The sequence below is a fragment of the Mycobacterium saskatchewanense genome, assembly GCF_010729105.1.
Taxonomy (GTDB): domain Bacteria; phylum Actinomycetota; class Actinomycetes; order Mycobacteriales; family Mycobacteriaceae; genus Mycobacterium; species Mycobacterium saskatchewanense.
Map to the genome: position 1 here is coordinate 1,260,223 of NZ_AP022573.1, position 12,999 is coordinate 1,273,221.

Sequence of the window (12,999 nt, forward strand, 5' to 3'; positions counted from 1 at the left end):
CACCACCGTTGGCTACGCGGTAGCTGCGAGCAGCTCCTCCAGGACGATCGGGAACTCGTCGGCCAGCTCCCACAGGTCCGGGAGCAGCTCCGGGCACGAGATCAGCCCGACGTCGAGTTTGCCGTTGAGCGACATCGCGGTGATGTTGAGGCCGGAGCCGTGAAAGATCGGGCCCAGCGGGTACATCGCCTTCACCTCGCAGCCCAGCAGGTACAGCGGAACCTGCGGGCCGGGGACGTTGGAGACCACCAGGTTGTGCACCGGGATGCTGTTCGTCAACCGGCTCCTCGCGTAGACCCGCATCGCCACCCCGAAGACGGCGGGCGCGGCAAACTGTGACCAGTCCTGCAGCAGCGTGGCTCCGATGGCCGAACTGTGTTCCTTGGCAATCGAATTGGCCTCGGCGATGGCCTCCAGGCGGGCAACGGGATCGGCGATCTCGGTGTGCAGGGTGGAGAACATCGCCGACACCTGGTTGCGGCCGGGGCGGTCCGACTGGCCGTGCACCGAGACCGGGACCGACGCCACCAGCGACGAGCCCGGCAGGGCGTTCCGCTCGGCCAGGTACTGCCGCAGCACCCCGGCCACCAGGGCCATCACCACGTCGTTGACCTTGACGCCGAAGTGGTTCTTCACCGCCTTGACGTCCTCGAGATCCAGCTGGGCGTAGGCGATGTTGCGGCGACCGGTGATCTTGGCGTTGAAGACGGTCGGGGGCGCCGTGAACGGGCGCGCCATGGTCAGACCCTGCCGGGCGCGCAGCAGGGTGCCCACCACCGAGGAGACGGTGTCGGGCACCATGTTGGCCAGCCGCAACGGGCGGGCGGCGAACCTGAGCAACCCGCCGGCGGCGATCTGCCACCCGGTGCCGCCGCCGACGCCGTCGACCGGGTCGGGCGCCGGCGCGTCGGCCTCGGTGCTGCACAGCTGCGACATCAGGTTGGCGCCGGTGACCCCGTCGACGCCGGCGTGGTGCACCTTGGTCATGATCGCCAGCCGGCCATCCCGATGGCAGTCGGTGCCCGCCACGCCCTCGATGACCCACATCTCCCATAGGGGCCGGCGGCGGTCCAATTGCAGCGAGGCGATGTGGCCGCAGATTTCGGCGAGTTCGGTGCGCCCGCCCGGGGGCGGCAGCCCGATGCGGTGCAGGTGGCGGTTGATGTCGAAGGTGTCGTCGTCCACCCACACCGGATGGTCGAGGTTGAGCGGATTGTTGGCGAGCTTCTCGCGGAACTCGGGCATCGCCTTGATGCGCAACGACAACGCGTCGCGCAACCGGTCGAACGTGTAGCCGCCGGGCATCGTGGACGTGTCCACGTCGAGGATCGAGCACACATGCATGGGCTGATCGGGCGTCTCGAGATAGAGGAAGCTGGCGTCGAGTCCACTGAGCCGCTGCATGGGCTGCATGGTATGTCTCACACGAGGGCGGCGGTGCAACTGCGCAAAAGAGGTGGCAGAATGACGGGGTCAGACGAACCCGGGGACCCGGCCAGGATTTCGCTCACCTGATAGGGCCACGAGGAGCGACGACCCGACCGATTTGAGGACAATGATGTCTGAGCAGAACGTCTATGGTGCCGACTCGCCTGCACACTCGCAGCCGCTCACCAAGATCCGCACCCACCACCTGCAGAAGATGAAGGCCGAGGGCCACAAGTGGGCCATGCTCACGGCCTACGACTACTCCACCGCCCGCGTGTTCGACGAGGCCGGCATTCCCGTCTTGTTGGTCGGCGACTCGGCGGCCAACGTCGTCTACGGCTACGACACGACGGTGCCCGTCTCGATCGACGAGCTGATCCCGTTGGTGCGCGGCGTGGTGCGCGGCGCCCCGCACGCTCTGGTCGTCGCCGACCTTCCGTTCGGCAGTTACGAGGCCGGACCGGCCGCGGCGCTCGCCTCGGCCACCCGGTTTATGAAGGAGGGCGGTGCGCACGCCGTCAAGCTCGAGGGCGGTGAGCGGGTCGCCGAGCAGATCGCCTGCCTGACCGCGGCGGGCATTCCCGTGATGGCGCACATCGGCTTCACCCCGCAGAGCGTGAACGGTTTGGGCGGCTTCCGCGTACAGGGCCGCGGCGACGCGGCGGAGCAGACCATCGCCGACGCGATCGCCGTCGCCGAAGCCGGGGCGTTCTCGGTCGTCATGGAGATGGTGCCCGCCGACCTGGCCACCCAGATCACCGGCAAGTTGACCATTCCGACGATCGGCATCGGCGCCGGGCCCAATTGCGACGCCCAGGTGCTCGTCTGGCAGGACATGGCCGGGATGAGCGGCGGCAAGGCCGCCCGCTTCGTCAAGCGGTTCGCCGATGTCGGCGCCGAATTGCGCCGGGCCGCAATGCAATACGCCCAAGAGGTGGCCGGAGGGGTCTTCCCCGCCGACGAGCACTGCTTCTGATCCGCCCGCCCGGCTGCTGGTCTGTCACCGATTTCCCCCGGGCCGCCTGCGTAAACACGATCCCGGCGCCCGGACCGAAAACCGTTGTGCGTCAAGAGTGTACGATCGACGTCAGAGGCCATCTCGACTCCGAGAGCAGGGTGAACACATCAACCGGGCGAACTGCGGCGGCTTGCTGCCCCGTCGAACGGTGCTGAAGTCGCTGCTATCACTTGCCGCGGGCACGGCGGCGATGCAAGCGCCCCGCGCCACCGCGCAACCGCCGGGCACCCGGCCCGACGGGGGACGGTGGTCGGCCGAGCGGGCCAACCGCTGGTATCAGCAGCAGGGTTGGCTGGTCGGCGCGAATTACGTCACGTCCAACGCCGTCAACCAGTTGGAGATGTTCCAGTCCGACAGCTACGACCCCCGCCGCATCGACACCGAGCTGGGCTGGGCGCGATCCAACGGATTCAACACGGTGCGGGTCTTCCTGCACGACTTGCTCTGGGCGCAGGATCGCCGCGGCTTCCAGGCCCGGCTCGCGCAGTTCGTCGACATCGCGGCCGCCCGCGGCATCAAGCCCCTGTTCGTGCTCTTCGACTCGTGCTGGGACCCATTCCCGCAGGCCGGCCCGCAGCGCGCCCCAAGGCCCGGTGTCCACAACTCCGGTTGGGTGCAAAGCCCCGGTGCCACACGCCTCGACGACCGTGGCTACGCCCGTACCCTGCAGGGGTACGTCACCGGGGTGCTGACCCAATTCCGCAGCGACGACCGGGTTCTGGGGTGGGACCTGTGGAACGAGCCCGACAATCCCTCCCGCTACTATCGCCAGGTCGAGCGGCCGGACAAGCTGGACCGCGTGGCCGATCTGCTTCCCCAGGTGTTCGCCTGGGCCCGGTCGGTCGATCCCAGCCAACCCCTGACGAGCGGCGTCTGGGACGGCGAATGGGCGGATCCGGGAGGACGCAGTGCAATCGCCGGCATCCAGCTCGATAACTCCGACGTGATCACCTTCCACAACTACGGCGACTCGTCGGAGTTCGAGGGCCGGATCACCGAGCTCGCCCCGCAGGGCCGCCCGATCCTGTGCACCGAGTACATGGCGCGGCCGCTGGGCAGCACGGTTCTCGACATCCTGCCAATCGCCAAGCGCCACAACGTTGGCGCGTTCAACTGGGGGCTGGTGGTGGGCAAGACTCAGACGTTCTTCCCGTGGGACTCATGGGAGCATCCCTACACCGCGATGCCGGACGTTTGGTTTCACGACCTGTTGGCACCGGACGGGCGGCCGTTCCAGGACGCCGAGGTGCAGATCATCCGGGAACTCAGTGGCCTGGCCATGCACCTGCGCGACGACGGCGGACCGCCGCCGTCGTAGCCGCCGGTGTCGCGGGCGGACCCACCACCCAGGTATGGCACGCTATGAGTGCCCATCCCCCCTACGGAGCCAATATGCCTGCAAAAGCGCCGAAGACCTCGCAGCATCTCGAGGTGGAGCGCAAGTTCGACGTCGTCGAGTCCACCGTGTCCCCGTCGTTCGAAGGCATCGCCGCGGTGGCCCGCGTGGAGAAGTCGCCGACGCAATCGCTGGACGCGACATACTTCGACACGCCTGCGCAGGACCTGGCCCGCAACAAGATCACCCTGCGGCGACGCACCGGCGGCCACGACGCGGGCTGGCACCTCAAGCTGCCGGGCGGCGCCGCCGACACCCGCACCGAGATCCACGCGCCACTGACCGACGGGCCTGACGGAAACGACAGCGTGCCGGACGAGCTGCGCGACGTCGTGCTCGCGATCGTCCGTGACCGCCCCCTGCAACCGGTCGCCCGCATCACCACCCGGCGCGAAAGCCAGCTGCTGTACCGCGCCGACGGCACGCCGCTGGCGGAGTTCAGCAACGACCACGTCACCGCGTGGGCGGCGAACGACCCTGGGAACGGCGAATCCGCTCCGGCCGAACAGGAATGGCGCGAGTGGGAACTCGAGCTCGTCGAGGGTGACGGGGCAGCCGACACCGCGTTGCTGGACCGGTTGAGCAATCGACTGCTCGACGCGGGCGCCGCGCCGGCCGGCCACGCCTCGAAACTGGCCCGGGTGCTCGGCGCGACGCAGCGCCCGGGCGGCGCGCCCCAAGCCGAGGAACCGTTGCGGCGGGCGCTGATCGAGCAACTCGGCGAACTGCTGGTGTGGGACCGGGCCGTGCGCGCCGACGCCCCCGACTCCATCCATCAGATGCGGGTGACCACCCGCAAGATCCGCGGCCTGCTGCGCGACTACCAGGAGTCGTTCGGCTTGCCCGAGGACACCTGGATCATGGACGAACTGCGCGAGCTGGCCGGCATCCTGGGCATCGCGCGCGATGCCGAGGTGCTCGCGGAGCGCTACGAGCGCGAATTGGGCAGCCTGGCACCGGAGTTGATCCGCGGACCCGTCCGCGAGCGCCTTGTCGACGGCGCCCTGCGCCGCTACCAGACCGGGCTGCGCCGGTCGCTGATCGCCATGCGGTCGCAGCGGTACTTCCGGCTGCTCGACGCGCTCGACGCCCTGGTCGCGCAGAGCCCGGCCGAAGTCACGGGCGAGGAGCACGCGCCGGTCACCATCGACGCCGCCTACAAGAAGGTCCGCAAGGCCGCGAAGGCCGCCGCGCAGGTCGCCTCCGGCAGCCTGGACGACGAGCACGCACGCGACGAGTCCCTGCATCGGATCCGCAAGCGCGCCAAGCGTCTTCGCTACACCGCCGCCGCGACCGGAGCGAGCAAGGTGTCCGAGCAGGCCAAGGCCATCCAGTCGCTGCTGGGCGACCACCAGGACAGCGTGGTCAGCCGGGAGCATTTGAGTCACGAGGCCGAGGTCGCGCACGCCGCCGGGGAGGACACGTTCACCTACGGGCTGCTGTACCAGCAGGAGTCGGACCTCGCCGAGCGCTGCCGCCTGCAGCTGGACGACGCGCTGCGCAAGCTGGCCAAGTCGGTGCGCAAAGCCTGACGCGGGCCTCCCGAAGGGGGCGGGCGAGTTGGCCTGTAAGCCGGATTCTGTTCCCCGCCGCCGTGCGTTGAGCAACGGCGGCGGAGCGGCGACCATCCATCTGGGCACACCGTCGCCGGGTGCCTCGAGCGGCCTACCCGCAGGCTCGGGCGAGCAGCCCTCGGGCGCCTGCGCAGCCGCACTCGCGTGCGGCCTTCTTGGCCTTGCTTCGGGTGGGGTTTGCCTAGCCACGCCGGTCACCCGGCGTGCTGGTGCGCTCTTACCGCACCGTTTCACCCTTACCACCCGCGCGGGTGGCGGTTTGTTTTCTGTGGCACTGTCCCGCGAGTCACCTCGGATTGCCGTTAGCAATCACCCTGCTCTGTGAAGTCCGGACTTTCCTCGAACCGCCTTTCGGCGGTCCGCGGCCGCCCGGCCAACTCGTCCGCGACGATCTACGGTACTACCTGCGCGATGCCGGGGCCAGCAACGATCGCGGGTCGGCGCTACTCGGCCCGCCGCAACGCGATGACGTTGTCGGCAACGGTGGCCGTTTGGCCGTCGAACACCATCTCGCGGTCGACGGACTCGGTTCGCACGCGCGTCCAGGCGCCCGCGTCGAGCCCCAGCGCCGCGATCACCTGCTCGATCCCGAGGAAGGAGTGGTCGTGTTGCGGCGCCCACGGCGGAACGGCCCCATGGTCCACGATCAGCAGCGCGCCGCCGGGGTTGACCCGCCCGGCCGCCCGCCGCAGCACCGCCTCGCGGTCCAGCCGGGCCGGGGAATGAAAATACTGGGCCGACACCAGGTCGAATGTCCCGTCGGGGAACGTCTCGTTGAGGTCGTGGCGCTGAGAGTTGATGCAGCCAGCTAGGTTTCGCGTCGACGCGGCCTCGGCCGCGCGCTGCAGCGCGGTGGCCGAGACGTCAACGGCCACCACGCGCCAGCCGCGCTCGGCGAGCCAGAGCGCGTCGGCGCCCTCCCCGCAGCCCAGGTCGAGGGCCCGGCCGGGTGGCAGGTCGGCGGCCACCTCGGCAAGACGCGCATTGACCCGTCCGCTCCACACCCGCTCCGCCGAGCGGTAGCGCTCCTCCCAGAACCGCCGGGCGTCATCGGATTTGCAAGAGGTTTCCATGCCGCCGAGCTTGCCCAGCCGCGTCGGAATTGCCAAGCTGATTTGCCATGCAGGCAAAGACCGCGCCGGACATCGACCTCCGGGTGCGCCGGCGGCTGCGCGAGCTGCGCATCCAGCGCGGCATGACGCTGCAGGAGGTGGGTGAGGGCGCCGGAATCGACGTCTCGACGCTCAGCCGCCTCGAGTCGGGGAAGCGCCGGCTCGCGCTCGACCACCTGCCGCGCCTGGCGCGGGCCCTGTCGGTCAGCACCGACGAGCTGTTGCAGCCCTCGGAGGCCCCCGATCCGCGGGTGCGCGGAGCCGCGCATACCCACCACGGGGTGACCTATTGGCCGCTGACGCGCCAGGGCCCGGCCGGCGGTTTACACGCCTTCAAGATTCGGGTCAGCCCCCGTCGCCGGACCCCGCCCGCGGAACTGCCGGTGCACGAGGGGCGGGACTGGATGTACGTCCTCGCCGGCCGGTTGAGGCTGGTGCTGGACGATCGCGACTTCACGATCGCCCCGGGTGAGGCGGTCGAATTCTCCACGTGGACCCCGCATTGGTTCGGGGTCGTCGACGGCCCGGCGGAGGCCATCGTGATCTTCGGGCCGCACGGCGAGCGGCTTCACCTGCACAGTTGACCGCCAGCGCCGATTGTGCACCCGCTTAGCATTGACCATTGCCCAGCGTGGACGTTGGTGCCAGGCTGACCCTCATGACAGATACGGAAGGGTTCGTCGACCAGGCGGTGACGGGTCTGGCGGAGCCGCAGCCGATGTACAAGGCGTTGCGCGAATCGAGCCCGGTCTTCCGGTCGCCGCAGGCGGTGGTGCTCAGCCGCCTGTCCGACATCGAGATGGCTCTCAAGCGCACCGAGCTGTTCTCGTCGAACATGGACGCCGTCGATCTCGGCAACATCCGGCCGATGATCCCGTTGCAGATCGACCCGCCCGAGCACGCGAAGTACCGGCGCATCCTCGATCCGCTGTTCACGCCGCGGGAGATGGCCCGGCGCGAGCCGGGCGTGACGGCGCTGGTCAATGAGATGATCGACCGCTTCGCCGGCCGGGGCGAGTGCGATTTCCACGAGGAGTTCGCGGTTCCCCTGCCGTGCACGGTGTTCCTGCAGCTGCTGGGCCTGCCGCTGGAGGACCTGGACCAGTTCCTGGTCTGGAAGGACGGCATCATCCGCCCGGAGGGCGCCGGGTACGACGGTCGCCACGAGGCCGGCGCGGACGTCGCGCAGCAGATCTACGACTACTTCGAGCGCGCCATCGACGACCACATCGCCAGCCCCCGCGATGACGTGCTGACGGCGATGATCGCGGCCGACATCGCGGGGCAACCGCTGTCGCGCGAGGAGTTACTCGACATCTGCTTCCTGTTCCTCATTGCGGGGCTCGACACCGTCACCGACTCGCTGGACTGCTTTTTCGTGTACCTTGCGCGGCATCCGGAGCACCGCCGCCAGCTCGTCGCGCAGCCCGACGTGCTTCCCGGCGCCGTCGAGGAGCTGTTGCGCTGGGAGACGCCGGTGCCCGGAGTGGTGCGCGTGGCGATGCAGGACGTCGAGGTGGGCGGTTGCCCCATCAGCAAGGGGGAACGGGTCAGCCCGCTGCTCGGCGCGGCCAACACCGACCCCGCCGAGTTCGCCGAGCCGGAGCTGGTGGATTTTCGTCGCAACCCCAACCGGCACCGAGCGTTCGGCGGAGGCCCGCACCGCTGCCTCGGATCGCACCTGGCCCGCATGGAGCTGCGGGTGGCGTTGCGCGAATTCCACCGGCGCATCCCGGAATACGAGATCAAGCCCGGCGCTCAGCTGACCTATACCGCCGCGCTGCGGTCGGTGGAATCGCTGCCGCTGATCTTCCCGGTGGCATGACCCGCGTCCTCGTAGACGCCGACCGCTGCACCGGGCACGGGCGCTGTTACACCTTGGCGCCCGACGTCTTCGACGCCGACGAGGTGGGCCATTGCGTCGCGCTCGTCGGTGACGTAGCCGGCGAGCTCGAGGCTCAGGCCGTCACCGCCGAGCAGAACTGCCCGGAGGGCGCGATCACGCTGTCGCGCTGAGGCGGGCCGCGGTGCGGATTCCGCGGCGCCCAGGCCATCGAGTCTGCACTCAGGCCGTCGAGTGTGCATTCAGAGCGCAAAATCCGCGGATTCCCCATCCTGAATGCACAGTCGAATACCTGAACGCACACTCAATCGCCGGCAGCCACACCGCCGGCCGCGCCGACGATCAGCGGCCGACGATCAGCCCAATGCCGGTAGATCATCGCCACGTCGAGGTGGTGCCGCTCGGCCATCGCCTCGACGCTGAACCGCTCGACGCCCCAGCGGGCCAGCTCGTCGAGCCGGTACAGGCACCGCAGAAACTGCGGGCGCCTCGGCAGGCGGCATGCGTGGTTTCTTAACCAGAAATCCCGGGCGGCGGAAGTCGCCACGGTCACATTGCTCAGAGGTAGGCCGTTTGATTCACCAGCCGCACGGATGAGACACCGTCGGAATAGAACTCGGCGATGCTCAGCGACGCCAGGTCGAGGTGCAGCCGGTACAGGATGCCCGGGCCGGCTTCCAGAGCCAGCCGCAGCAGCATCTTGATCGGGGTCACGTGCGAGACCACCAGCACCGTCGAGCCCTCGTGGTTGGCGACGATCCGTTCGCGGACCCTGAGCACCCGGTCGAGCACGCTGTCGAAGCTTTCGCCCCCCGGCGGCGTGACGCCGGTGTCGCGCAGCCAGCGGCCGTGCAATTCCGGGTCGCGCTGTGCGGCCTCGTTGAATGTCAGCCCCTCCCAGGCGCCGAAGTCGGTCTCGATCAGGTCGTCGTCGACGGTGACATCCAGTCCCAGCGCCTTGGCGGCGGCCGCCGCGGTGTCGTAGGCCCGCTGCAGCGGCGAGGAGAAGACCTCGGCGATCCCGCCGCGCTCGGCAACGTATCGCGCCGCGGCGGCGGCCTGCTGGCGGCCGACGTCGGTCAGCGCGGGATTACCGCGTCCGGAATACCGGCGCTGGGCCGACAGCTCGGTCTGGCCGTGCCGCAGCAGCAGCAATCTGGTCGGCGTGCCGCGCGCACCGGTCCAGCCCGGCCCGGTCTTCTCCTGTGCCGCTGCACTTTTCGAGGAATCGGCGCGCTCCGTCGGACCACTCCGCCCTGCCGCGGCGTCCATCGCCTCGTTGGCCAATCGATCGGCGTGCGTGTTGCGGTCGCGCGGGATCCAGGTGTAGCTGACCCGCTCGAACCTCGACGCGAGCGTGCGGGCCTGCGCGTGCAGCGCGATCAGGTCCGGGTGCTTGACCTTCCACCGCCCGGACATCTGCTCGACGAGCAGCTTGGAATCCAGGAAAACCGCGGCCTCGGTCGCCCCGAGCTCCAGGGCGTGCTCCAGGCCGGCTATCAGGCCGTGGTATTCGGCGACATTGTTGGTCGCCCGGCCGATGGCCTGCTTGGCCTCGGCCAGGACGGTCGACCGATCGGCGCTGAGCACCACCGCGCCATACCCGGCCGGCCCCGGGTTGCCTCGCGACCCCCCGTCGGCCTCGATCACGGCCTTCATTGCCCGGATCCCGTGACGCGCAGCAGGATCGCGCCGCACTCGGGGCACCGCACCACCTCGTCGTCGGCGGCTGCCGAGATGCGCGCGAGTTCCCCGCGGTCAATCTCCAGCCGGCAGGCACCACACCGACGCCCGAGCAACGGCGCGGCGCCGGGCCCTCCCCCGGCCCGCTGCCGTTCGTAGAGCGCGGACAGGGCGGGGTCCAGCGTCGCGGCCAGGACTTCCCGTTGGGACGAATATGACTGGCGCGCTTGGTCGATCTCCGCGACGGCGTCCCCGACGGCCTGACCCGCCCCGGCGAGCTCCGACTCCAGCGCCGCCACGGCGTCCTGTTCCGCCGTCAGCTGCGCCTGCAGCCCCTCGCGGCGCTCCATGACCTCCAGCAGGGAGTCCTCCAGGCTGGCCTGCCGCCGCTGCAGGGTCTCCAGCTCGTGCTGCAGGTCCGACTGCCGCTTGGCGTCGGACGCACCCGACTGCAGCAGCACCCGGTCGCGGTCTTCGCGCTGGCGCACCGCCTCGATGTCCGCCTCGAACCGCAATACCTCGGTGTCCAGGTCCTCCAGGGCGATGCGCGTCGCGGCCAGCCGATCGCCGGCCGCGCCGTGGTCGGCCTGCAGCTGCTCGTAGGCCTTCCGCTCCGGCAGGTGGGAGGCCCGGTGCGCCAGACGCGACAGTTCGGCGTCGATCTTCGACAGCTCGAGCAGCGAACGTTGCTGCGCCACTTCGGCTTTCATCGATGATCTCCCTCAGCTACGTTGCCCAGGTTCCAAGGATCGGTGCGCAGGGCGCAGACGCGGACGTCCAGCGCGGCGCCGAACCGGGACCGCAGCAGGCCGGCCGCCTGTGCGCACCAGGGGAATTCGCTCGCCCAGTGCGCCACGTCGATCAGCGCCACGCCCGAGGCCCGCCGGTGCTCGTCGGCGGGGTGATGCCGCAGGTCCGCCGTGACGTAGGCCTGGACGTGCGCGCGGGCGGCGGTCGCGAGCAGTGAGTCGCCGGCGCCCCCGCACACCGCCACCCGCGACACGGGCGCGTGCGCGTCGCCCGCCGCGCGCACGCCCCACGACGTCCGCGGCAGCGCGGCCTCGACGCGGGATACGAAGGCGCGCAGCGGTTCCGGCTTTGCCAGCGCGCCGACACGGCCCAGGCCGGTGTCCGCCGGCGGCGGCGCCATCGCGAAGATATCGAACGCGGGTTCCTCGTAGGGATGGGCGGCGCGCATGGCGGCCAGCACCGCGCCGCGAATGCGCGCGGGTGCGACGACCTCGAACCGGTCCTCCTCAACCTTCTCGACGGTGCCGACGCTGCCCACCGCGGGTGAGGCCCCTTCGTGTGGCAGGAACTGGCCGATGCCCGCGACGCTCCAGCTGCAGTGCGAATAGTCGCCGATGTGGCCGGCCCCGGCCTCGAACACCGCCGCCTGCACCGCTTCGGTGTTCTCACGCGGCACGTAGACGACCCACTTGTCGAGATCGGCGGTGGGCGTGTGCGGTTCGAGTACGGCTTCCACGGTCAGTCCGAGCGCCTCGGCCAGCGCGTCGGACACGCCCGGCGCGGCCGAGTCGGCGTTGGTGTGCGCGGTGAACAGCGAACGCCCGGTCCTGATCAGCCGGTGCACCAGTGCGCCTTTCGGCGTGCTCGCCGCCACCGTGTCGACCCCCCGCAAGAGCAACGGGTGATGCGCCAGGAGGAGCCCGCCGTCAGGAACCTCGTCGACGACCGCCGCCGTCGCGTCCACCGCGACGGTCACCGAGTCCACCGCGTCGCCGGGGTCGCCGCACACCAGACCGACCGAATCCCACGACTCCGCGAGGCGCGGTGGGTAGGCCGCGTCCAGCACCTCGATGACGTCGGCCAAGCGCACGCTCATCGCGTCACCTCCGAAATCGCCTGCACCAGCAGCGGCCATTCACGACGCACCGCGGCGCGCAGGTACCGCCCGTCCAAGCCGACGAACGTATCACAGCGGCGGATGGCAATGCCGCTGCGGTGCAACCTGTTTCGTATTCGCTCGGCGTCCGGTCTGCGGAACAGCACGAACGGCGCGCGGCCGTCGACCACGTCGGCGCCCACCGACGCCAGGCCGGCCACCATCTCGGCACGCAACTCACCGAGCCGCACCGCGTCCGCCGCCGCGTCCGCGACCGCCTCGGCGGCGCAACAGGCCGCGATGGCCGTCAGCTGCAGCGTCCCAACCGGCCAGTGGGCACGCTGGGTGGTCAACCGCGCCAACAACTCCGGCGCGCCGAGCGCGTAGCCCACCCGCAAGCCGGCCAGCGCCCACGTCTTGGTCAAGCTGCGCAGCACCAGCACGTCCGGTAGCGCGTCGCCGGCCAGCGACTCCGGCTCGCCGGGGACCGAATCGGCGAACGCCTCGTCGACCACCAGGATGCGCCCGGGCCGGCGCAGCCTCAGCAGGTCCCCGCGTGGGTGCAGCACGGACGTGGGGTTGGTCGGATTGCCCACCACGACCAGGTCGGCGTCCTCGGGGATCGCCGCACCGTGCAGTCGGAACGGCGGCTCGAGCACGACGTGGTGCACGGGCACCCCGGCCGCGGTCAGCGCCACGGCCGGTTCGGTGAACGACGGCGCGACGATCGCGGCTCGCGCGGGGCGCAGGTTGCCCAGCAACGCGAAACCCTCCGCGGCGCCCGCCAGCGGCAGGACCTCCTCGCGGGCGCGGCCGTGGCGCGCGGCGGCCGCGTCCTGCGCGCACCGTTCGTCCTCGAGGCTCGGGTACCGCGCCAGGTCTGTCAGCCGGGCCGCCAGCTGCCGCGTCAGCCACTCCGGCGGCCGCGCGTGCCGGACGTTGACGGCGAAGTCGAGCATCCCGGGCGCGACGGCCTGATCGCCGTGATAACGCGCCGCCGGCGGGCTCTCGCCCACGCCGGCCATCGGGGAAGCCATCCGTGAAACACTAGTTGGCCGAGCCAGGGCCGATCACACGGCCGCTATCAACAGATCGCGCT

Annotated in this window: 13 protein-coding genes and 1 other RNA gene; 6 read left to right on the forward strand and 8 right to left on the reverse strand. The window is 70.3% G+C overall.

Features of this window, described 5'->3' with window-relative positions; genetic code table 11:
- Window positions 1-12: 12 nt before the first annotated feature.
- On the reverse strand, window positions 13-1,413 hold the full coding sequence (locus tag G6N56_RS05820; protein WP_408632663.1) for a WS/DGAT/MGAT family O-acyltransferase: 1,401 nt from the start codon (window positions 1,411-1,413) through the stop codon (window positions 13-15).
- Between the two features lie 145 nt (window positions 1,414-1,558).
- On the opposite strand from G6N56_RS05820, the gene panB reads away from it, so the two are divergent.
- The 3 genes from panB to G6N56_RS05835 all read left to right on the forward strand — a co-directional run bounded on the left by panB (window position 1,559) and on the right by G6N56_RS05835 (window position 5,374).
- On the forward strand, window positions 1,559-2,404 hold the full coding sequence (gene panB / locus G6N56_RS05825) for a 3-methyl-2-oxobutanoate hydroxymethyltransferase (RefSeq protein WP_085255677.1): 846 nt from the start codon (window positions 1,559-1,561) through the stop codon (window positions 2,402-2,404).
- Window positions 2,405-2,579: 175 nt separating this feature from the next.
- Window positions 2,580-3,764 carry a glycoside hydrolase 5 family protein gene (locus G6N56_RS05830; protein ID WP_085255676.1) on the forward strand — a complete coding sequence of 395 codons (1,185 nt, stop codon included), beginning with the start codon at window positions 2,580-2,582 and terminating at the stop codon, window positions 3,762-3,764.
- 74 nt (window positions 3,765-3,838) lie between these two features.
- The gene (locus G6N56_RS05835) at window positions 3,839-5,374 is read left to right on the forward strand and encodes a CYTH and CHAD domain-containing protein (RefSeq protein WP_085255654.1); all 1,536 of its coding nucleotides are present in this window, start codon (window positions 3,839-3,841) and stop codon (window positions 5,372-5,374) included.
- Between the two features lie 20 nt (window positions 5,375-5,394).
- On the opposite strand, the gene rnpB is transcribed toward G6N56_RS05835, so the two are convergent.
- Window positions 5,395-5,797: RNase P RNA component class A (gene rnpB / locus G6N56_RS05840), an RNA gene on the reverse strand.
- Window positions 5,798-5,859: 62 nt separating this feature from the next.
- Window positions 5,860-6,489: a class I SAM-dependent methyltransferase gene (locus tag G6N56_RS05845; RefSeq protein ID WP_085255653.1), complete on the reverse strand. Its 630-nt coding sequence runs from the start codon at window positions 6,487-6,489 to the stop codon at window positions 5,860-5,862.
- Window positions 6,490-6,536: 47 nt separating this feature from the next.
- Between G6N56_RS05845 and G6N56_RS05850 the strand changes: the two genes are divergently transcribed.
- The 3 genes from G6N56_RS05850 (at window position 6,537) to G6N56_RS05860 (ending at window position 8,544) form a co-directional block, all read left to right on the forward strand.
- Window positions 6,537-7,112 (forward strand): helix-turn-helix domain-containing protein, encoded by a 576-nt coding sequence (locus tag G6N56_RS05850; RefSeq protein ID WP_085255652.1) that lies wholly within the window; start codon window positions 6,537-6,539, stop codon window positions 7,110-7,112.
- Window positions 7,113-7,186: 74 nt separating this feature from the next.
- Window positions 7,187-8,353 carry a cytochrome P450 gene (locus G6N56_RS05855; RefSeq protein ID WP_085255675.1) on the forward strand — a complete coding sequence of 389 codons (1,167 nt, stop codon included), beginning with the start codon at window positions 7,187-7,189 and terminating at the stop codon, window positions 8,351-8,353.
- Window positions 8,350-8,544: a ferredoxin gene (locus tag G6N56_RS05860; RefSeq protein ID WP_085255651.1), complete on the forward strand. Its 195-nt coding sequence runs from the start codon at window positions 8,350-8,352 to the stop codon at window positions 8,542-8,544. The genes G6N56_RS05855 and G6N56_RS05860 overlap by 4 nt, the downstream gene beginning before the upstream one ends.
- A 131-nt stretch (window positions 8,545-8,675) precedes the next feature.
- Here the strand turns inward: G6N56_RS05860 and G6N56_RS28525 are convergent, their stop codons facing one another.
- Genes G6N56_RS28525 through cobC form a run of 5 tightly spaced genes read right to left on the reverse strand, consistent with a single transcriptional unit; the run spans window position 8,676 to window position 12,925 of the window.
- A complete protein-coding gene (locus tag G6N56_RS28525; protein ID WP_180150487.1) occupies window positions 8,676-8,918 on the reverse strand; it encodes a hypothetical protein in 243 nt (80 codons plus the stop codon).
- A gap of 11 nt (window positions 8,919-8,929) precedes the next feature.
- Window positions 8,930-10,030, reverse strand: a complete 1,101-nt coding sequence (locus G6N56_RS05870) for a bifunctional RNase H/acid phosphatase (RefSeq protein WP_085255649.1) — start codon at window positions 10,028-10,030, stop codon at window positions 8,930-8,932.
- Entirely contained in the window at window positions 10,027-10,764 is a 738-nt protein-coding gene (locus tag G6N56_RS05875) for a zinc ribbon domain-containing protein (protein WP_085255648.1), read from the reverse strand. Before G6N56_RS05875 ends, G6N56_RS05870 begins: the two co-directional genes overlap by 4 nt.
- Window positions 10,761-11,900, reverse strand: a complete 1,140-nt coding sequence (locus G6N56_RS05880; protein WP_085255647.1) for a Nif3-like dinuclear metal center hexameric protein — start codon at window positions 11,898-11,900, stop codon at window positions 10,761-10,763. The genes G6N56_RS05875 and G6N56_RS05880 overlap by 4 nt, the downstream gene beginning before the upstream one ends.
- Entirely contained in the window at window positions 11,897-12,925 is a 1,029-nt protein-coding gene (gene cobC / locus G6N56_RS05885; protein ID WP_085255674.1) for an Rv2231c family histidinol phosphate aminotransferase CobC, read from the reverse strand. Before cobC ends, G6N56_RS05880 begins: the two co-directional genes overlap by 4 nt.
- Between the last annotated feature and the right edge of the window lie 74 nt (window positions 12,926-12,999).